At 65.2% G+C, this 18,284-nt stretch carries 23 protein-coding genes; 13 read left to right on the top strand and 10 right to left on the bottom strand.

The genetic code is table 11. The annotated features are described in order from the left end of the window. Positions 1 to 100: 100 nt before the first annotated feature. The 5 genes from pucL to AC0Z36_RS13500 form a co-directional block, all read right to left on the bottom strand. Positions 101 to 1,015 (bottom strand): factor-independent urate hydroxylase, encoded by a 915-nt coding sequence (pucL, locus tag AC0Z36_RS13520; protein ID WP_485463077.1) that lies wholly within the window; start codon positions 1,013 to 1,015, stop codon positions 101 to 103. A gap of 6 nt (positions 1,016 to 1,021) precedes the next feature. Then, positions 1,022 to 1,381 carry a hydroxyisourate hydrolase gene (gene uraH / locus AC0Z36_RS13515; protein WP_485463076.1) on the bottom strand — a complete coding sequence of 120 codons (360 nt, stop codon included), beginning with the start codon at positions 1,379 to 1,381 and terminating at the stop codon, positions 1,022 to 1,024. Beyond that, the gene (uraD, locus tag AC0Z36_RS13510) at positions 1,378 to 1,875 is read right to left on the bottom strand and encodes a 2-oxo-4-hydroxy-4-carboxy-5-ureidoimidazoline decarboxylase (protein WP_485463075.1); all 498 of its coding nucleotides are present in this window, start codon (positions 1,873 to 1,875) and stop codon (positions 1,378 to 1,380) included. Before uraD ends, uraH begins: the two co-directional genes overlap by 4 nt. A 134-nt stretch (positions 1,876 to 2,009) precedes the next feature. Further along, complete coding sequence (locus AC0Z36_RS13505) at positions 2,010 to 2,372, bottom strand: helix-turn-helix domain-containing protein (RefSeq protein ID WP_485463074.1); 363 nt, start codon at positions 2,370 to 2,372, stop codon at positions 2,010 to 2,012. Further along, positions 2,369 to 2,617: a thiamine-binding protein gene (locus tag AC0Z36_RS13500; RefSeq protein WP_485463073.1), complete on the bottom strand. Its 249-nt coding sequence runs from the start codon at positions 2,615 to 2,617 to the stop codon at positions 2,369 to 2,371. Before AC0Z36_RS13500 ends, AC0Z36_RS13505 begins: the two co-directional genes overlap by 4 nt. Positions 2,618 to 2,760: 143 nt before the next feature. On the opposite strand from AC0Z36_RS13500, the gene AC0Z36_RS13495 reads away from it, so the two are divergent. The 9 genes from AC0Z36_RS13495 to AC0Z36_RS13455 all read left to right on the top strand — a co-directional run bounded on the left by AC0Z36_RS13495 (position 2,761) and on the right by AC0Z36_RS13455 (position 12,982). After that, positions 2,761 to 3,603, top strand: a complete 843-nt coding sequence (locus AC0Z36_RS13495; RefSeq protein WP_485463072.1) for a hydroxypyruvate isomerase family protein — start codon at positions 2,761 to 2,763, stop codon at positions 3,601 to 3,603. Then, positions 3,600 to 4,592, top strand: coding sequence for a 2-hydroxy-3-oxopropionate reductase (locus AC0Z36_RS13490; RefSeq protein WP_485463071.1), 993 nt, complete (start codon positions 3,600 to 3,602; stop codon positions 4,590 to 4,592). Before AC0Z36_RS13495 ends, AC0Z36_RS13490 begins: the two co-directional genes overlap by 4 nt. A gap of 23 nt (positions 4,593 to 4,615) precedes the next feature. Then, the gene (gene gcl, locus AC0Z36_RS13485) at positions 4,616 to 6,307 is read left to right on the top strand and encodes a glyoxylate carboligase (RefSeq protein ID WP_485463070.1); all 1,692 of its coding nucleotides are present in this window, start codon (positions 4,616 to 4,618) and stop codon (positions 6,305 to 6,307) included. A gap of 409 nt (positions 6,308 to 6,716) precedes the next feature. Beyond that, positions 6,717 to 7,850 (top strand): glycerate kinase, encoded by a 1,134-nt coding sequence (locus tag AC0Z36_RS13480; RefSeq protein WP_485463069.1) that lies wholly within the window; start codon positions 6,717 to 6,719, stop codon positions 7,848 to 7,850. After that, on the top strand, positions 7,844 to 9,187 hold the full coding sequence (gene allB / locus AC0Z36_RS13475; protein ID WP_485463138.1) for an allantoinase AllB: 1,344 nt from the start codon (positions 7,844 to 7,846) through the stop codon (positions 9,185 to 9,187). The genes AC0Z36_RS13480 and allB overlap by 7 nt, the downstream gene beginning before the upstream one ends. Before the next feature lie 94 nt (positions 9,188 to 9,281). After that, entirely contained in the window at positions 9,282 to 10,319 is a 1,038-nt protein-coding gene (gene alc, locus AC0Z36_RS13470; protein WP_485463068.1) for an allantoicase, read from the top strand. A gap of 127 nt (positions 10,320 to 10,446) precedes the next feature. After that, positions 10,447 to 11,901: a catalase gene (locus tag AC0Z36_RS13465; RefSeq protein WP_485463067.1), complete on the top strand. Its 1,455-nt coding sequence runs from the start codon at positions 10,447 to 10,449 to the stop codon at positions 11,899 to 11,901. A 398-nt stretch (positions 11,902 to 12,299) separates the two neighbouring features. Then, positions 12,300 to 12,749 carry an IMP cyclohydrolase gene (locus tag AC0Z36_RS13460; RefSeq protein ID WP_485463066.1) on the top strand — a complete coding sequence of 150 codons (450 nt, stop codon included), beginning with the start codon at positions 12,300 to 12,302 and terminating at the stop codon, positions 12,747 to 12,749. Beyond that, positions 12,746 to 12,982 carry a hypothetical protein gene (locus AC0Z36_RS13455; RefSeq protein ID WP_485463065.1) on the top strand — a complete coding sequence of 79 codons (237 nt, stop codon included), beginning with the start codon at positions 12,746 to 12,748 and terminating at the stop codon, positions 12,980 to 12,982. The genes AC0Z36_RS13460 and AC0Z36_RS13455 overlap by 4 nt, the downstream gene beginning before the upstream one ends. A 55-nt stretch (positions 12,983 to 13,037) precedes the next feature. Here the strand turns inward: AC0Z36_RS13455 and AC0Z36_RS13450 are convergent, their stop codons facing one another. Together AC0Z36_RS13450 and AC0Z36_RS13445 are read right to left on the bottom strand one after the other, a co-directional pair. Further along, entirely contained in the window at positions 13,038 to 13,361 is a 324-nt protein-coding gene (locus tag AC0Z36_RS13450) for a hypothetical protein (protein WP_485463064.1), read from the bottom strand. A 154-nt stretch (positions 13,362 to 13,515) separates the two neighbouring features. Continuing rightward, positions 13,516 to 13,830, bottom strand: coding sequence for an ATP-binding protein (locus tag AC0Z36_RS13445; protein ID WP_485463063.1), 315 nt, complete (start codon positions 13,828 to 13,830; stop codon positions 13,516 to 13,518). A 359-nt stretch (positions 13,831 to 14,189) separates the two neighbouring features. Between AC0Z36_RS13445 and AC0Z36_RS13440 the strand changes: the two genes are divergently transcribed. From AC0Z36_RS13440 to AC0Z36_RS13425, 4 genes are all read left to right on the top strand, one after another. Beyond that, the gene (locus AC0Z36_RS13440; protein ID WP_485463062.1) at positions 14,190 to 15,026 is read left to right on the top strand and encodes a helix-turn-helix domain-containing protein; all 837 of its coding nucleotides are present in this window, start codon (positions 14,190 to 14,192) and stop codon (positions 15,024 to 15,026) included. Then, positions 15,023 to 15,211, top strand: coding sequence for a DUF397 domain-containing protein (locus AC0Z36_RS13435; RefSeq protein ID WP_485463061.1), 189 nt, complete (start codon positions 15,023 to 15,025; stop codon positions 15,209 to 15,211). Before AC0Z36_RS13440 ends, AC0Z36_RS13435 begins: the two co-directional genes overlap by 4 nt. Positions 15,212 to 15,453: 242 nt before the next feature. Next, positions 15,454 to 15,900, top strand: coding sequence for a hypothetical protein (locus AC0Z36_RS13430; RefSeq protein ID WP_485463060.1), 447 nt, complete (start codon positions 15,454 to 15,456; stop codon positions 15,898 to 15,900). After that, positions 15,858 to 16,496, top strand: a complete 639-nt coding sequence (locus tag AC0Z36_RS13425) for an IS30 family transposase (protein WP_485463137.1) — start codon at positions 15,858 to 15,860, stop codon at positions 16,494 to 16,496. Before AC0Z36_RS13430 ends, AC0Z36_RS13425 begins: the two co-directional genes overlap by 43 nt. A 24-nt stretch (positions 16,497 to 16,520) precedes the next feature. Here the strand turns inward: AC0Z36_RS13425 and AC0Z36_RS13420 are convergent, their stop codons facing one another. The 3 genes from AC0Z36_RS13420 to AC0Z36_RS13410 all read right to left on the bottom strand — a co-directional run bounded on the left by AC0Z36_RS13420 (position 16,521) and on the right by AC0Z36_RS13410 (position 18,046). Beyond that, on the bottom strand, positions 16,521 to 16,979 hold the full coding sequence (locus tag AC0Z36_RS13420) for a hypothetical protein (protein ID WP_485463059.1): 459 nt from the start codon (positions 16,977 to 16,979) through the stop codon (positions 16,521 to 16,523). Positions 16,980 to 17,114: 135 nt separating this feature from the next. Beyond that, positions 17,115 to 17,846 carry a hypothetical protein gene (locus AC0Z36_RS13415; protein ID WP_485463058.1) on the bottom strand — a complete coding sequence of 244 codons (732 nt, stop codon included), beginning with the start codon at positions 17,844 to 17,846 and terminating at the stop codon, positions 17,115 to 17,117. 20 nt (positions 17,847 to 17,866) lie between these two features. Next, the gene (locus AC0Z36_RS13410) at positions 17,867 to 18,046 is read right to left on the bottom strand and encodes a hypothetical protein (RefSeq protein ID WP_485463057.1); all 180 of its coding nucleotides are present in this window, start codon (positions 18,044 to 18,046) and stop codon (positions 17,867 to 17,869) included. Positions 18,047 to 18,284 lie beyond the last annotated feature (238 nt).

Genomic DNA, 18,284 nt, shown 5'->3' with positions numbered 1-18,284 from the left:
GGCGGCGGTTCGGCAAACGTAACCGCCGTCTGGTCCTGCGCGGGGGCCCCGGAGGCGGGACGGCGGATCGAGAATCCTCCGGGGGTCCGGCTACAGCGGTTCAGTCCACCGGGATCAGTGGAACAACGCCCTCGCGGTGCACGGTGCCCTCGATCAGACCGTACGGGCGATCGGAGGCGTAGTAAACCTCCTTGTCGTTTTTGATTTCCATCGCCGTCATGTCGACGAGGAAGTTGTGCTTGTTCGGCAGGGAGAGCCGGACCTCGTCGACCTCGTGACGGTGGTTCAGAATCCGGGTGGCCATCGCGTACAGCGACTGCTGGAGGGAGTACGAGTACGTCTCGGAGAACGCCTCAAGCAAGTGCCGGCGTACCTGTGCGTACGAACGCTCCCAGTTCGGCTCGGGGGCGCCGTCCGCCGCGTCGAACGAGAACCGCCAACGGGCCGTCACCTCCGTTGCCAGGATCCGGTCGTAGGCCTCCTGGAGCGTCGTGTAGCGGTCTTTGGGATAGCCCCAGAACTCGGACGACGTCGTGTTCATCACGGTGAGGTCCTTCAGCCCGGAGATCACTCGCACCCGGCCGTCCTCCCACACGACCTCCGCGGTGCGGACCTCGCCGCCGTCGCGGATGAACGAGTGCTGGATCTCGTCCGAACCGATGAACCGGTTGCGTGAATCGGCGGCGGTTATCCGATTCCAGGGGTATTCCTCGATCCGGATCCGCGCCCGGTTGATGGCCGGCTGGGATTCCACGAAGTGCCTTGCGAGGCGCACCCCGTAGGATTCGATCGAGTCGATGCCGAACTGCTGAGCGAACGCGTAGACGGTGTTCTTCATGGTGTCGGTCGGCAGCACGTTGCCGTTGCCGCCGGTGAAGTGGGTGTCGGACAGGTCGCCCGACAGCGCGACGCTGACGTTGAGGTCCTTGACCTCGTGCCGGTCACTGTCACGGCGGACCCGGACTACGCGGACCTCCGCTTTTCCGTACTGGTTCTGGCCGAGCACCATAGCCATGGGTTGTCAGCTCCCTCGATAAACGGAGTATCCGTACGGGTTGAGCAGCAGTGGTACGTGGTAGTGCGCCTGAGGGTCGGCGGTGAAGACCACCTGGATCTCTGGGAAGAACGGTGTCTCGCCGCGGGCCCTGCGGTATACGGCGACGTCGAAGACCAGCCGTACGTCGACCGGGCCTGAATCGGGCCCGACGCCCAGTGGCGGCAGGTCCGGGCAGCGGCCGTCGGTGTTTGTCTTCGACATCCCGAGTACGGTCCACGTCCCGTCGGCTTCACGCCGGGAGAGCTCGACCGGGACGTCCGTCGCCGGTTTGCCCTCGCTGGTGTCGAGGATGTGGGTGGAGATCACGCTGCGTTGTGACGTCATGCGCTGACCAGCCCTTCGAGGCGCAGGCGGTTGATCTTCCGCAGTTCCTCGCGGGTGACCTCCCACTCGGTCGCCGGGTCGTTGTCGAGTCGGCGGCGCAGTTCGGCGAGCATTTCCGCCGCGCTGCGACCGCTCGCGCAGATGAGGAAGACCCGGCCGAACTGCTTCTCGTACGCGGTGTTCCCGGCCTTCAGATCAGCCAGGACCACATCGGCCGCGTTGTTGATGCCCGACTGTTCGCGTGCCGACTTCGGATCGTCGGCGTCGGGGCGGCCGATCACTGCGTGGCCGTCGATCGCCTCTTGGAGATCGGCGGTGGTGAGTGCCGCGATCGCCGCGTCGGAGGCGGTGTAGAGCTTTTCCGGTTCGCCGTACGGCCGGCCTGCGACCAGCGCGCCGGTCCAGGAGCGGCTTGCGCAGACCTGGCCGAGCGCCTTGTCCGCCGCGTCGGCGGATGTCCGGTCGAGACTGTCGAGTCCTGGTGTTGATGGCATGTCAGGAACCTCCCCGGTCGGGCGGTCGCCCTAAGCGCCGGATCCGGACAGGTGCCCCGATGCGGCGATGGCCGGAACGCTAGGCGTTCCGGCCATCATCGTCAACAGTTTGTTGAAGTTGATCAAAAATCGGTTCAGGCCCGGTTCTCCCGGTTCAAGTAGTTGTAGACCGTGAAGCGGCTGACCCCCAGAGCCGCGGCGACCGTCTCGACGCCGTGCCGGATCGTGAACGCGCCGCGTTGCTCCAGGGTGCGGACGACGCGCTGCTTGTCCTCGCGTTCGAGGTCGGCCAGCGGGCCGTACTGCCGTTCGGCGTCGCCGAGCAGGCGGTCGAGTGCCGTACCCAGCCCGGGGAGGCGCACGGCGACGACGGGTTCGCCCTCCCATTCGAGGACCACGTCGTCGGGCCCGGCTGATGCGGCGGCGACAAGCTGGGCGCCCATCGCGGCCACGAGGGGTTTGATGGCAGCGGCCAGCGGGTGCTCGGTGGGGCTCATGCGGCGGCCGCCGGCACGGTCGTGACCTGCACTGAGATCCTTGACGCCCCGACGCCGAGGGCGCCGCGGAAGATCTTGTCCAGGGTCGCCAGGACCGTTTCGGCTTCGCCTTCGGCAGTTGTGCCGAAGGGGCCCACCTCAACGTCGAGACCTGCTTCGTCGATGACCCGTCGGGCCTCCAGGGCATGGGGCGGTACGCCGTCGAGATCGAACGGCTCGGTCGAGAATTCCATCCGCAATCGCACGCCCCGACCCTAGCCACCGGGGCGAAGGCAGGCCAGACTGCCGCCACCATCACCCTTGACAAACTGTTGAAGTGGCATGCCATGATTCCACTAAGCAGAATCGTACTTCCGCATTGTGGAATTCAAGGGGAAGAGGTGGTCACGTGAGCGCTGACGCTCTGCGCTTCGACATCAATCTCTCGATCGTCTTCACCGAACTCCCGCTCCTTGAGCGGCCCGCGGCGGCTGCCGCGGCCGGGTTCGCCGAGATCGAACTCTGGTGGCCCTTCACCGGACCGACCCCCGCCGACGCCGAACTGGAAACGCTCGCCAAAGCGATCCGGGACGCCGGTGTCCAGCTGGTCGGACTGAACTTCGACGCGGGCAACATGCCCGCCGGTGACCGCGGACTCGTCTCCCGCCCCGCCGACACCCGCCGCTTCCGCGAGAACATCGACGTCGCGACGGGCTTCGCCGCCAGCCTCGACTGCCGGGCGCTGAACGCCCTGTACGGCAACCGGGTGGAGGGCGTAGATCCGCAGCTCCAGGACGAACTCGCCGTACAGAACCTGGCCTTGGCCGCCAAATCGGCCGAACGGCATGGTGCGGTCGTGCTGGTCGAAGCCGTGAACTCGGTGGAGAACCCGCTCTACCCGATCACCTCCGCAGCCGCCGCCGTGGCCGTCGTGGACAAGGTCAACGCCGAGACGGGTCTGGGCAACACGGCCTTCCTGTGCGACCTGTACCACCTCGCCCGGATGGGCGAGGACCTGAACGCAGTCATCGACACGTACGCCGACCGCTTCGGCCACGTGCAGATCGCCGACACCCCCGGACGCGGTCAGCCCGGCACCGGGGGGCTCGACTTCGACGACCTTTTCCGCCGCCTTGTCGCCGCCGGTTACACCGGGCGCGTCGGCCTCGAATACAAGCCCGTCGGCCCGAGCGCGGACAGCTTCGGCTGGCTCCCGCGTGAGCTGCGCGGCACCCAGGGAGGGACCCGATGAGCAGCGCCAAAACCACGACCGACAGCAAGAAGATCGGCTTCGTCGGACTCGGCATCATGGGCGGGCCGATGGCCGCGCACCTGGTGCGGGCCGGGCACGAGGTGACGGGCTACAACCTGGAGCGCGACGCCGTCGACCGGCTGATCGCGGCCGGTGGCAAGGGCGCCGACAACATCACCGAGGCCGTGCGCGACGCGGACGTCGTGATCACGATGGTTCCGGCCGACCCGCACGTCAAGCAGGTCATGTTCAGCGACGGCGGTGTCCTGGAGAGCGTCAGGACCGGCACGCTCGTGATCGACATGAGCTCGATCAAGCCGAGCACGTCGATATCCGTCGCCGAGGCCGGCGCCGAGCGCGGCCTGCGCGTCCTGGACGCCCCCGTCAGCGGTGGTGAGGCCGGTGCGATCGAGGCCGTCCTGTCCATCATGGTCGGCGGCGACGCGGCCGACTTCGCCGCGGCGCTGCCGTTGTTCGAGGCACTCGGCAAGACGATCGTGCACGTCGGCCCCAGCGGCGCCGGCCAGACGGTCAAGGCCGCGAACCAGCTCATCGTCGCGGGCAACATCCAGCTTGTCGCCGAGGCACTGCTGTTCCTGGAACGCTCAGGCGTGGACACCGATGCGAGCCTCAAGGTCCTCGCGGGCGGCCTCGCCGGGAGCACCGTCCTGGACCGCAAGGGCCAGGTCATGCGGGACCGCAACTTCAAGCCCGGGTTCCGGATCGACCTGCACCACAAGGACATGGGCATCGTCACCGAGGCGGCCCGCGAGCTCGACCTGGTACTGCCGTTCGCGAACCTCGCGGCCCAGCTTGTCGCGTCGCTGCGGGCCCAGGGCGGCGGCAGCCTCGACCACTCCGGGCTGCTGCTCGGCCTGGAACGGCTCAACGGCGGCGGCGAAGAAAGCTCCAAGGCCGGTTCCAAAGCTGGAACCAAGGCTGGCACCAAGGCTGGAACCAAGGCCACGGACAAGCAGGGGGAAAAGTAATGGCACCGCGTCGTGTTCCAGTGATGAACGCCGTTGTGGAGGTGCTGCTTTCGGAGGGCGTCGACACCGCGTTCGGTTGCCCCGGCGCAGCCATCCTTCCCCTCTACCAGGCGATGGAAGTGGTCGGCGGGATCGAGCACCTGATTGTCCGTCACGAAGAGGGCGCGACCCACATGGCCGACGGCTGGGCGCGGACGAACGGCGGTGTGGGCGTTGCGATCGGCACGTCAGGACCGGCCGGCACCAACATGATCACCGGTCTGTACACCGCGCTCGCGGACTCCATCCCGATCGTGTGCATCACCGGCCAGGCCGTCTCCAGCAAGCTGCACCAGGAGGCCTTCCAGGCGGTCGACATCGTCGAGATCTCCAAGCCGGTCACCAAGTGGTCCGTGCAGGTCAAGGAGGCCGCACAGGCTCCGTGGATCTTCCGTGAGGCCTTCCGCCTGGCCCGCTCCGGCCGCCCGGGACCGGTCCTGATCGACCTGCCCCTGGACGTCCAGAAGCAGGAGATCTGGTGGGACTCCGAGGTGGACGTGCCGCTGCCGGTCCCCGAGGTCCACCCGCACCTCCCGCGCGTCGAGGCGGCCCTCGACCTGCTGCTCGCCGCCGAGCGTCCGCTGCTGCTCTCGGGCGGCGGCGTCATCATCGGTGAGGCGCACGAAGAACTGCTCGAACTCGCCGAGCTGCTCCAGGTGCCGGTGCAGGTCACGTTGATGGGCAAGGGCTCAATCGACGAAAACCATGCGCTGTACAGCGGTATGACGGGGGTACAGACGTCGCAGCGGTACGGCAACGCGTCGTTCCTGGAGTCCGACCTCGTGCTCGCGCTCGGGGCCCGCTTCGGCGACCGGCACACCGGCACGCTCGACGTCTACCGGGGCACCCGCAAGTTCATCCACGTGGACATCGAACCGACCCAGCTCGGCAAGGTCTTCGAGCCCGACCTCGGGATCGTGTCCGACACCCGACTGTTCCTCAAGGCGATCATCACCGCCGCGCGGGCCCGTGGGATCCGCCGCGAGGCCGGGCCGTGGGTGGCCAGGATCCAGGAGCTGCGCGCGACGCTGACCCGCCGCGAGGACTTCGACACTGTGCCGATCAAGGCGCCGCGGATCTACAAGGAAATCAACGAAGTCTTCGACGCGGAGACATACTTCGTCACCGCGATCGGCCTCTACCAGATCTGGGGCGGCCAGCACCAGAAGGCCTACAAGCCGCGCCATTACCAGGTGTGCGGCCAGGCAGGGCCGCTCGGCTGGGAGATCCCGGCGGCGATCGGCGTCAAGAAGGCGCTCAAGAACACCAACCCGGCCGCCGAAGTGGTCGGCATCGTCGGCGACTACGGCTTCCAGTACCTCGTTGAGGAACTCGCGGTCGCGGCGCAGTACGACGTGCCGTTTGTGATCATCATGATCAACAACGAGTACCTGGGCCTGATCCGCCAGGCTTCCATTCCGTACGACATGAACTTCCAGGTGGACATCCACTACGACGTCGCCGGTACGGACAACGTCAAGCTCATGGAGGCGTACGGCTGCTCGGGCAAGCGCATCGTCGAGCCCGACGACATCCGGCCGACACTCGAATGGGCCCGCAAGGAAGCGCAGCGCACGTCGCGGCCCGTCCTCGTGGAGATCATGATCGAGCGCGAGGCCAACACGCCGCACGGCCCGTCGATCGACGCGGTGAAGGAGTTCGAGCCGGTCCCGTAGGGACCGCGCCGGAGCTACCTAGCCGAACCCATTGACCGGAGCGGGGCACGGTGTGCCGTCCGGCCCGTCTTCCTGCGACGTTCCCCGCTCCCCCTCCACTCCGCCCGGCGACGTCGACTCCCGATGTGGTGTCGCGCCCAGCGTCGCCGGGCGGGTTACTCTTCCCAAGATCGTCAACTCGTAGTTGATTGTGTCCGTACGGAGTTCAAACAGTCGGCCTCCGCAGTCGCTGAACCGCCGGCACCCCTGAACCCCTGACCTTCTCGAAGTTCTCGAACGTCTTGAACTTCTTGAACTTCTTGAACTTCTTGAACTTCTTGAACTTCTTGAACCTCTTGAACCTCTTGAACCTCTTGAACCTCTTGAACCTTCTGAACTTTCTGAACTTCTGACTCGAAGGAGCACCCGCATGGGACCAGTCGTCGTCCTGGCCCCCGACAAGTTCAAGGGGAGCCTGACCGCGGTGGAGGCCGCGGCCAGGATCGGCGCCGGGATCCGGCGGGTGTTCCCGGACGCCGACGTGCGTACGCTCCCCATCGCCGACGGCGGTGAGGGCACCGTGGACGCCGCGGTGGCCGCCGGGTTCGAACGGGTCGTAGCTCGGGTTTCCGGCCCGACGGGTGAGCTCGTTGACGCGGCGTTCGCCGTACGCGATCTGACCGCTGTGGTCGAACTCGCTGAGGCTTCCGGCCTGGCGTTGCTCCTTGACGGGCCCGCTCCGCTGACGGCTGACACCGCAGGGGTCGGTGAACTGATCGGCGCGGCGCTGGCGCTGGGCTGCACGCGGATTGTGCTCGGGATCGGCGGCAGCGCGTCGACTGACGGCGGTTCAGGGATGGTGCGGGCACTCGGGGTTCGTCTGCTCGACGTGGACGGCAAGGACCTGCCGCGTGGGGGAGCTGCGCTGCTTCGGCTCGACCGGATCGAGCGCGGCGACCTCGCGGCCCGGCTTGCCGGTGTCGAACTGGTCATCGCCTCCGACGTGGACAATCCGCTGCTCGGCCCGAAGGGCGCAGCCGAAGTGTACGGACCGCAGAAGGGCGCCACGCCGGACGACGTGCGGTTGCTCGACGCGGCCCTGGAGCGGTGGGCCGAGGTGGTCTCCCGGGACACCGCGGACATCCCGGGTGCTGGAGCCGCCGGCGGAACAGGGTTCGGTGCGCTCGCCCTGCTGGGCGCGACGACCCGGCCCGGTATCGGGCTACTGCTGGAACTGCTCGGCTTCGACGTGCTGCTTGAGGGAGCGGCGCTCGTGGTCACGGGGGAGGGCAGTCTGGACCAGCAGACCTTGCACGGCAAGGCGCCGGCAGGGGTTGCGGCGGCGGCGCGCGAGCGGGGGGTCCCTGTGGCGGTGGTGTGCGGCCGGGTCGAGCTGAACAGGGAACAGCTCGAAGCGGCCGGGATCGTCGCGTCCTACGCGCTCGAAGACTTCGGCGCCGCCAGCATGGCCCGCGCGGGCGAACTCGCCGAGGACGCGGGCGAACAGCTTGCCCGGGACCTGCTGGGTAGCGCAGGCACCACTGATTCGGAGGCAGGATCGTGAATACCCCCACTCATGTGCTGCGTTCCCGCCGAGTGCTCACGCCGGAGGGCGAACGCCCTGCCGACGTCGTCCTGGCCGGTGACCGAATAGCTGAGGTCCTGCCGTACGGAAGTTCTCATTCCGCCCGCGTCGAGGACCTGGGCGAACTCGCTTTGCTGCCTGGTCTGGTGGACACTCACGTGCACATCAACGAGCCCGGCCGTACGGCGTGGGAAGGCTTCACAAGCGCGACCCGGGCGGCGGCGGCCGGTGGTGTGACAACGCTCATCGACATGCCGCTCAACTCGATCCCGGCGACCACGACGGTCGCGGCCCTGCGGACCAAGCAGGAGGTCGCGCGCGGCCGGGTGTACGTGGATGTGGGCTTCTGGGGCGGTGCGATCCCGGGGAACACCGCCGATCTGGAGCCGCTGCACCAGGCCGGGGTGTATGGGTTCAAGAGTTTCCTCGCGCCTTCGGGTGTCGATGAGTTCCCGCATGTGAATGCGGCTGAACTGGACGAAGCGCTCTCCGAGCAGGCCCGGATCGGCGCGCTCGCGATCATCCACGCGGAGTCTCCGCACGAACTGGATGCGGCCCCGCAGCGCGCGGGTCGCACGTACGCCGATTTTCTCGCTTCCCGGCCCGACGCGGCCGAAACAGTCGCGGTGGAACAGCTGCTGGACACCGCGAAGCGCACTGGTGCCCGGGTGCACGTGCTGCATGTTTCCTCGGCTGATGTCCTGCCGCTGCTCGACGCCGCGCGCGCCGACGGGGTCGCGGTCACAGCGGAGACCTGCCCGCACTATCTGACGCTGGTGGCCGAGGGCGTTCCGGCGGGCGACACGGCGTTCAAGTGCTGCCCGCCGATCCGCTCCGCGGACAACCGGAACCGGCTGTGGCGGGGGCTTGCCGCCGGTTCGTTCGTCGCGGTGGTCTCGGACCACTCGCCGTGCACCGCCGACCTGAAGATGCTCGACGTCGGCGACTTCGCCCTCGCCTGGGGCGGCATCGCATCGCTGCAACTCGGCCTGGCCACCGTGTGGACCGAGGCGCGGACCCGCGGGTTCGAACTCGCCGACGTGGTCGCGCTGATGTCGGCAGGACCGGCGCAACTCGTGGGCCTGGCCCGCAAGGGCGCGATCGCCCCGGGCTACGACGCCGACCTGGTCGCGTTCGACCCGGACGCGGAGTTCACCGTCGACCCGGCGCGGCTGCACCACCGCAACCCCGTGTCGCCGTATGCGGGCCAGGTGCTCACCGGACAGGTGCGGACGACGTGGCTCGCGGGAGCGCCGGTGGACGTCTGCGGTATCCCGCGCGGACGACTTCTGGACCGGGCGGAGACCGCGCTGTGATCACTGTGAGCGGCCGGGGACTACGCGGGCACGGACCTCCTTCAGGTTGAGTTGATGCGACGTCAACCGACCGATCCCAGAAGGAGATACCGCAGTGACTACTGACTACACCGAACTCGTCAACCTCGCGTCGCGTGTCCTCGGCGCCGGCGTGGTCGCGGCCAACGACGAGTGGTTCGCCGAGAAGGAGAACCTCCTCAAGGCCGAGACCCCGGTCTTCCAGCCGCACACGTTCGGGCCCAAGGGCCAGATCATGGACGGCTGGGAGACCCGCCGCCGCCGCGGCCCGTCGGCCGAGCACCCGCACCCCGAGGCTGGGGCGCACGACTGGGCGATCGTCCGGCTCGGTGTCTCCGGTGTGATCCGCGGTGTTGTTGTGGACACCGCGTTCTTCACCGGCAACTACCCGCCGTCCGGCTCGGTCGAAGCCGCGTCCGTACCCGGCATCCCGTCGGTGGAGGACCTCGCCGACCCGGCGGTCGTGTGGACCACGATCGTGCCGCAGAGCCCGCTCAAGGGCGACACGGCGCACTCGTTCGACGTGACATCCGGACAGCGCTTCACCCACGTACGGCTGAACATGTTCCCGGACGGCGGGATAGCCCGGCTCCGCGTCTACGGCGAGGCCGTGCCGGACCCCGTCTACCTCGACGGGCTCACCGTCGACCTCGCCGCACAGGAGTACGGCGCGGTCGCCGAGGCCGCGAGCGACCGCTACTTCTCGTCGCCGCACAATCTCAACGCGCCCGGCCGTTCGCGGGTCATGGGGGAAGGCTGGGAGACCCGGCGCCGCCGTGACAACGGCAACGACTGGGTGCGGGTCCGTCTCGTCGGACAGGCCGAACTGCTGGCCGCCGAGATCGACATCGACAACTACCTCGGGAACGCGCCCGGCTGGGTCTCGCTGCAAGGCAGCGACGCGACGAACGACGCCGGAGCGTGGTTCGAACTGCTCCCCCGGACCAGGGTCCAGCCGGACACCCGGCACCGCTTCCGGCTCGCTGACATCCCCGCCGTCACGCATGTGCGCATCGAGGTGTTCCCCGACGGCGGGATCGCCCGGCTGCGGCTGCCGGGACGGCTGACCGAGGTTGGCCTGGCAACCCTCCAGGACAGCTTCAACACTGTCTGAATCCGTATGTGATGCCTCATCAGGGGCGGTTGCCCACAGCGTGCCTGACACATTGTCGGCGCCGCCTCTGCGCAATCCCGCTGACCCGGCGTCTGATCAAACCGCCCGACAAGGAGTCGATCCCGTAATGACCAAGCCGATACTGACCACCGAGTCCGGCGCGCCCGTCGCCGACAACCAGAACAGCGCGGCAGCCGGCGTCGGCGGACCGCTGCTGATCCAGGACCAGTACCTCATCGAGAAGCTGGCCCGGTTCAACCGGGAGCGGATCCCGGAGCGCATCGTGCACGCCCGCGGTTCGGGCGCGTACGGCGTCTTCGAGGTCACCGAGGACATCAGCCGCTACACCCGCGCGCACTTCCTGGGCGAAGTCGGCCGGCGCACCGAGGTGTTCCAGCGCTTCTCCACCGTCGCGGGCAACGCCGGAGCGAGCGACGCAGTGCGCGACCCCCGCGGGTTCGCGCTGAAGTTCTACACCGAAGAGGGAAACTACGACCTCGTCGGCAACAACACTCCGGTGTTCTTCATCAAAGACCCGCTGAAGTTCCCGGACTTCATCCACTCGCAGAAGCGCGACCCGTACACCGGCAGCACCGAGCCGGAGAACGTGTGGGACTTCTGGTCGCACTCGCCGGAGGCCATCCACCAGGTGACCTGGCTGTTCGGTGACCGCGGCATCCCCGCGTCGTACCGGCACATGCACGGCTTCGGCTCGCACACCTACCAGTGGGTCAACGCCGCGGGCGAGGCGTTCTGGGTGAAGTACCACTTCAAGACGAACCAGGGCATCCGGAGCCTCACCAGCGCCGAGGCCGCCGAACTGGCAGGCCAGGACGCGGATTCGCACCAGCGCGACTTGCACCAGGCGATCGACCGCGGGGTGTTCCCGTCGTGGACGCTGCACATCCAGGTGATGCCGGTGAACGAGGCCCCGCGCTACCGGTTCAACCCGTTCGACCTCACGAAGGTGTGGCCGCACGCGGACTACCCGCTCATCAAGGTCGGCCGGCTGACGCTCAACCGCAACCCGGAGAACGTCTTCGCCGAGGTCGAGCAGGCCGCGTTCAACCCGAACAACTTCGTGCCCGGCATCGGCCCGAGCCCCGACAAGATGCTCCAGGGACGGCTGTTCGCGTACGCGGACGCGCACCGCTACCGCCTGGGCGTCAACCACACGCAGCTGGGCGTCAACGCGCCCAAGGCCACGGTGGCGGTCAACCACGGCCGGGACGGCCTGATGGCGGCCAACTCCGGCGGGCGGGCCAAGAACTACGAGCCGAACAGCTTCGGCGGCCCGTACGAGACCGGCCAGCCGCTGTACGCGCCGCTCGCGGTGAACGGCCACACCGGCACCCACGAGGCGCCGGCCCACCAGAAGGACGACGACTTCTTCCAGGCGGGCGAGCTCTACCGGTTGATGTCCGGCGAGGAGCGGGCAAGGCTGGTCGAGAACATCGCGGGCAGCCTGGGCCAGGTCACGCGGGACGACATCGTGGACCGCATGGTGCAGCACTTCGGCGCAGCTGACCAGGAGTTCGGCGAGCGGGTGGCGAAGGCGGTCGCGGCGGTGCGCGACGTCTGACAGTTGATCAAGTGCGCGCCCCGGCGTCTTCGGACGTCGGGGCGCGTTTTTTTGGCGTACGGAAGGGTGCTGCGTGAGTGCGGACTGCTCGGCCTGGAACCGCGTGGTTAGATTCGATTTCCTGAACATGGCACGGAACCACTACCCAGAGTTGCACGATCTGGTTGAGCGGTTGAAGCCCGAGCAAGTTGAGGACGTACGTTCGCACTTGCTTCGACTCGTCGGGTCCGGCGACGGACCCCGGAATGGTTTGCGGGTCCTCGGCGTCTTCGACGGGCCGGATGAAGATCTCGGAGCCCGTTCGGAAGACATCATTCACTGAACGTGTCGCTTGCCTCCTTGCTCGTGCTCGACGAGCTCATGCTGATGAGCCCGGTTTTACCAAGAGAGTCCAAACCATGACTGATCTCAAGACCCTGCTCACCGCGAATCCGTATCCGGGCCGAGGCGTGCTCTGCGCCCGGACTCATTCCGGTGCGGTACTCGCCGGATACTTCCTCACCGGTCGGAGCTCCGCCTCCAAGGACCGCGCGCTGCGCGTGGACGGCGACGAGTTGCTGGTGGGGCCCATCGCGCCCACCGCACACGACCCGTTGAGGCACTATGCGGCAGCCCTGGCGACCCCCGACCGGCTGATCCTCGGCAATGGTGAGCAGGTCTCCCAGGTGACCGAGCGGCTGCGCAAGGGCATGTCGGAGCCGATTCCCTGGGGGCACTGGAGTACGAGCCCGACCCGCCGATCCGTACCTCCCGGATCACCGCGTTGCTCAGCCGGGACGGCGGTCGCACGGTGGTGTTCGGCGCTGCCCGTCCGAGCACCGGCTCACGACTGTCCACCAACGTCATGACGCTGACCGTGCAGGACCTGGAACCGGGCGAAGCCGTGCTGCTGACCACCTACCGTTCGGACGGCCAGGTCGTCTCCGTGGCTGGACCTTTCGAGGAGACCAGCGTCCTGGCGGTCGACGGCCCCGAGTTGTTGGACGAGATCTGGTCCGCGCTGGACCCCCGATTCCGGGTCGCCGCAGTGTTGGTGGATCCGTGCCAGGGTCCCGCTTCGACGATCCAGCGCTCGGCCTGACAGTAGGAGGCCAGGGAACTGATCGACGGAATCCCGCACCTACCTTGTAGGCCGCTCATGCTGTGGCCTCCCTTCCGAGGGGTCGGCGTCCTGCGGGGTGCGTACGGATGACAGGCCGGTTGATGATTTCGCGGATCTGAGTCTGAGCCTCCGGCGGAAGAGCGGCGAAGGCTCCCAAGACGAGGGACAGCAACTGCGTCAGGCTGTACGATTCGGCCCGCCAGTTGCACAGGTCCAGGCTTCCGTTGTCGGTCCTCTCGGGACCGGACAGTACGACGTACGGGCGCCCTCGCGCGGTGTGCGCGGGGTCGTAGGCGACCGCGACCGTGGGGATGTGGGTGGACTTCGGTGCACTGCCGTACGGCAGCGGAATCGTCATGCTGATCCTCCTATAGGCCGCTGGTCGTGACTGTTTAAGATGCTGGGTGCCGGGCTCTGTCCGGTGGTGAAGGAAACCGCCCCGGCTCAAACGGGGCGGTCTCCTCCGTGGTGTCCTGCACTTCCGCCCGCGTGCGGGTGGTGGCTCTGGGACGTCAGGTCTGCAGGGTGATGCACACGCGTTTGCCGCCCTGCCAGAGATCCCACGCGAAGATGTCCGCGAGATTCCTGACGAGGACCAGGCCACGCGACCCCTCGTAGAGGTCGGCGTCATCCGCGGGGCACTCCACGAGTACGGATGGCTCGGGTCTACCGTCGTAAACAGCGACGTGAAGTCGGCGTTGCGCTCCGTCGTAGAGGATGCGCACGGTCGCTGCGGTTCCCGCGTGTGTGGTGGCGTTGGTCAGCAGTTCGGAGACCAGGAGTTCCGCCGTGTCGGCGATGTCCTCAGTGGTTCCACCTGCTTGCACGTAGCCCTTGTGAGGAGACGTACGGCAGGCACGAATGCCGGGTTCGGCATGACTGTGATGGTGGCAATGCGGTCGCCTGTTGCCGCCCACGGGCCGATGGGTGGGAGCACGTGATCCTGGGTGATCGGTGGGGCTCCGGACATGCGTGCTCTCCCTGACGTGGGGTGCATGTCGCTCTGCGCAGAGATCATCTAACGTTGCGTGAGCGGCGGTGACTGAAAGTAGATTGCCACACATGCACCGGTGCACGCTACCTTCTCGGCGGAACTGTCTGCGTGAGTACCCTCAAGGCATCCCGATGGCGGGAGACTTGGGGCACACTGGTCGAGACAGCGCAGGGAGCAGACAGGATGCCGTCTATGCCCACCTATAAGCAGCGCAGGCTAGGCGCTGAATTACGCCGGCTACGTGATGCGGCTGAATACACCATCGATGCTTCTGCGGAAATCTTCGGATGGCATCGAACGAAGGTTATTCGTATCGAAGCGGCGCGAGTCGCTCTCAAGTATCATGACTTTCTGAAAATGGTGGAACTTTACGAGGTCAGTGAAGCTGATCTAAAAAATCTCGAAAATCTCTTCACTAGCGGAAATGACTACCGTTGGTGGCTTGAGTATCGGGATCAGATCACTGCCTCTCTTGAGGAATATATCTCCATCGAAGCGCAAGCTTCCAATGTGTCGCTTGCGAATATGAGCGCCATCCCTGGCCTTTTGCAGACAGAATCCTACGCGAAAGCAATCTTCGCGAATAGTGACTTTGTTCCAGACCCGGATGAGGCTGACATTTTGGTCCACGTCCGCATGCGTCGGAAGGAGATTCTGTCCGGGGCGGAGCCTGTAACGCTTCACGCGTTCCTCGGCGAGGCCCTGCTGTGCATGCGTATTGGCGGTCCGGCTGTGCTGCGTGACCAGCTGAATCACTTGTTGGAGGTCGGAGTGCAGTCAAACGCCGAAATAAGGGTAATTCCATTCGAATCGGAAACTGCTTTTCTTTCGGGTGGGATTACTTTCTTTGAATTTGCGGAATCGACCGATCCGGACGTGGCATTCACTGAACAGCATGGCGGCATGACACTCAAAGATGACAAGTTGGATCTGAAGAAGCTTAAGCGCATGCTCGGCAGGCTGGAGCGCGCTTCCTTGTCGGAGAAGGATTCTCGACAGAGAATCCAGGAGAGGATGAAAGAACTGTGAGCATCAATGAGTGCGGATGGCGCAAGTCCACGTACTCCAGCAGCAGTGGAAACGATAACTGTGTTGAGTCAGTCGAGTTTTCAACGACGGTAGGTGTCCGGGACACGAAGGACCGCGAACGCGGTCACCTGGAGTTTACCTTCCAAGCGTTCGGCGCCATGCTGAAGGCGCTCGGCAGGAACTGAGAAGAACACCCTGAAGTTCCCCGCCGGATATCCGGCGGGGAACTTTGCGGCAGACCAGGAGTTCGGTGAGCGGAATATCGAACATCCCGGTGCGTCGATCATGTAGAAAATGCCCCTTACCGATCTCCAAAGGGGGATTTTCTACATGACCGACACAGTGGTCCTTGATCTCAACTGGTCGAAGCAATTGATCTTGGTCCCGTAGGCTCGGCTCCTCATCCACCGACCGGAGACCACGACCCGTGAACGCCCCGACCACCCGCACCGCACTGTCACCCGCCGACCGCGGGGAGATCTCCCGGGGCATCGTCGAGAACCTGGAAGGCGGACAGACAACCGCCCGGATCGGACGCCGCCCCTCGGTGGTCAGCCGGGAGATCCGCCGCCACGGCGGCCGGGCCAACCACCGCGCCCACCACGCGAACGACCAGGCCGGACGATCCCGTTGCCGACCCAAGGCGCGGAAACCCGACCGTCTTCCCGACCCGCGCCGCGAGGTCCCGGCCCGCCCGGGCCGCGGACTGTCCCCCGACCAGGTCGCCGGCCGGTTGCGCCGGGAACGCGGCCGCACCGACCCTGACAGGGTGATCTCCCACGAAGCGGTCTCTCCCCCAGACTCCTCCGTCCGGGAGGTGCCCCCTCCTGGATCTACGCCCTGCCCAAGGGTGAACTCGCCCGCCACGGCGTAGCCCCGCGCTGGGGCCGGGCCGAACGCCGCCCCCGCGGCCGGACGAAGCAGAGCGGCGCCCGGATCGTCGGCACGCACTCCATCGACGACCGCCCCGCCGAGGTCGAGGACCGCAAGGTCCCCGGCGCCTGGGAGGGGGACCTCATCATCGGCAGGGACGGGAAGACCGCACTGGGCACTCTGGTCGAGCGCACCAGCCGCTACACGATCCTGGTCCCCCTGCCGTCGGGGAACAACGCCACCGACGTCTGCGACGCACTCATCGAGTCGGTCCGCGACGTACCCAGGCAGATGCCCACCAGCCTGACCTGGGGCCAGGGCAGTGAAATGGCCCAGCATCAACGCCTGTCCCTGGCAACGGAGTCGGACGTGTACTTCGCCCACCCGCACTCCCCGTGGGAACGCGGGACCAACGCGAACACGAACCGGCTGTCGCGCGAGTACTTCCCCAAGGGCACCGACATCACCGCCCACGAGCCCTACCCGCGGGCCGTCGCCGAGGAACTCAACTCCCGGCCCCGCCGTATCCTCGACCATCAGACACCCGCCGAGGTATTCGCCGAGCTGCTGACCGCCTCAATTGCTTCGACCAGTTGAGATCAAGCAGTAGAGCCTTCAATTTTAGGCGTGAGATACAGAAATTTCCTCAGGTCCGTCAAGGTAGACGATGTAACCTGCTTCCTCGTCGTCCTCGAAGTCTCCGGCTTGGACCACCGAAATTCCAAATCTCGGACGCGGAAGCCGACCCAGATCTTTTGCTGGATTATAGGTGCGAAAATTGCGTACGATCACATTGGTTCGTGGAATCCCGACCATGCAAGAATCCCCAATCTTGAGACATTCGACTTCAGGCTCAATGCGCCAAGGCGTATTGAGCCATTCGGAGTTTTCGGATTCTGGCGGGAATGCAGTCAAACCATCCCAGCGAGTCGTTGATTCCGGATCAATATTGCGCCATGGCCACTTCAAGAATACATATCCTCCGGCGATCTTCTTGATTTGTGCATCTCTGGGAGGGGATTCCAGAATCAAATGATCGCCAGCTTGAAATTGTTCAGTCAGCAAGTCGAATATTTCCAATCTCGAAAATCAAAATGACCAAATTTCCGTGAGTGAGTGGTGGATTTTTTACATTCTGTCAGGGTTTCCAGAGTCCGTCCAGAATATCCCGGTATGGAGGGCGCCTTCATCTGCTCAAGCGGAGATCGGAAATGCTCATTGCTTGGAGAGTTCCTGCGCTGTCTGGATGAATTCTACCGAATCTGCAGGCAGAGGCTGTCGGCAGGTGACGGAATAAATTACCATTCTCTTGGGCTCATAATATTCCATGAACTCATATTCAAGCTCACCTGATCGGATCGGTTCGTCATACAGGTCCGTTACATTTGAAAATTCAGTCAAATCGGAGAACGAAAAATCAGCGACCTGTGATCCCGGGTCGCCTTGCAAGAGAGCCTTCTCCTCATCTGCACTGTTCCTGAATGAACCCTCTTGTCTTACGGAGTCCACTTCGGATGCAGAAAGGAAGAACATCGGTCCATCGTGCTCCAAGATGAGTATACCTCCAGAATCTGGTCTTTCGAAAATACTCGAAACAGGGCCATGGAATACTTTGGCCTGGGCAGGGTGGACGTCACGCTGAATCGTATACAGATCGTCTATGCCGTCGACCTCGATAGAAAACTCGTGCGGCCCCGAGGTCAGGATCTTGCGAGCTTCGGCATGGAATAGAGAGCGCGACTTGAAACTCCGAAGACAGGAGTAGTGGTAGTAACCACTGAAGGCGGTGGCTTTGTCCTTCCAAAGAGCCAGCATACTCCAGTACGAAGGGATGAGGCCGGTCCATCCTGGCACGTAGATGACTTGGCGACCGCAGAATTCACAAACATTGGGCTCGACCGAGAAGGTCATATCCATATCCTCTCCCTGATTATTTTTCATCAGCATTGCCTCGCACGCTGTCGGGTTCACTTTATCTTTGGCACGCCGACCACATGGCGATGCCTGTTGAACGGCCCCCCGGCAGGGAACGGCGAGTCGGCGGGCAGGTCGATTATCCCATTTTTATCGAAGAAGGTGTAGAGCCCGGTCCGGCTCACTACCGCTTCGATATGGTCGTCTCTTTTGTTCTGGGTATCAAGCTCCATACTACTGCGAACCCCTGTGCGCTTTTGAACATCGGACAGTGCGCCCGGGACTCCGTCTTCGGGGTGGGTGTGCACTATGAATCTATACCCTTGCGCACGAAGGTCCATAGGGATGGCGGTACGAGTACTAACCCAATTCAAAGTATCTAGACAGTCTCTGCGATATAAGCCAAATGCGGATCGCCAAAGAATCCGCGTATCACGTCAGGTAGATCCTTGAGGCGCTGAAGTGAGGTTT

It is taken from the genome of Kitasatospora sp. UYEF31 (assembly GCF_057291755.1).
Note: the sequence above shows the minus strand (reverse complement) of the source record. Positions and strands in the feature narration are given on the sequence as shown.

Bases quoted from the DNA above. Each gene is read 5' to 3' on its own strand.
- pucL (WP_485463077.1), bottom strand. From the start codon at position 1,015: ATGGCTATGGTGCTCGGCCAGAACCAGTACGGAAAAGCGGAGGTCCGC.
- uraH (WP_485463076.1), bottom strand. From the start codon at position 1,381: ATGACGTCACAACGCAGCGTGATCTCCACCCACATCCTCGACACCAGC.
- uraD (WP_485463075.1), bottom strand. From the start codon at position 1,875: ATGCCATCAACACCAGGACTCGACAGTCTCGACCGGACATCCGCCGAC.
- AC0Z36_RS13505 (WP_485463074.1), bottom strand. From the start codon at position 2,372: ATGAGCCCCACCGAGCACCCGCTGGCCGCTGCCATCAAACCCCTCGTG.
- AC0Z36_RS13490 (WP_485463071.1), top strand. From the start codon at position 3,600: ATGAGCAGCGCCAAAACCACGACCGACAGCAAGAAGATCGGCTTCGTC.
- gcl (WP_485463070.1), top strand. From the start codon at position 4,616: ATGAACGCCGTTGTGGAGGTGCTGCTTTCGGAGGGCGTCGACACCGCG.
- AC0Z36_RS13480 (WP_485463069.1), top strand. From the start codon at position 6,717: ATGGGACCAGTCGTCGTCCTGGCCCCCGACAAGTTCAAGGGGAGCCTG.
- AC0Z36_RS13465 (WP_485463067.1), top strand. From the start codon at position 10,447: ATGACCAAGCCGATACTGACCACCGAGTCCGGCGCGCCCGTCGCCGAC.
- AC0Z36_RS13460 (WP_485463066.1), top strand. From the start codon at position 12,300: ATGACTGATCTCAAGACCCTGCTCACCGCGAATCCGTATCCGGGCCGA.
- AC0Z36_RS13455 (WP_485463065.1), top strand. From the start codon at position 12,746: ATGACGCTGACCGTGCAGGACCTGGAACCGGGCGAAGCCGTGCTGCTG.
- AC0Z36_RS13450 (WP_485463064.1), bottom strand. From the start codon at position 13,361: ATGACGATTCCGCTGCCGTACGGCAGTGCACCGAAGTCCACCCACATC.
- AC0Z36_RS13440 (WP_485463062.1), top strand. From the start codon at position 14,190: ATGCCCACCTATAAGCAGCGCAGGCTAGGCGCTGAATTACGCCGGCTA.
- AC0Z36_RS13415 (WP_485463058.1), bottom strand. From the start codon at position 17,846: ATGCTGATGAAAAATAATCAGGGAGAGGATATGGATATGACCTTCTCG.
- AC0Z36_RS13410 (WP_485463057.1), bottom strand. From the start codon at position 18,046: ATGGAGCTTGATACCCAGAACAAAAGAGACGACCATATCGAAGCGGTA.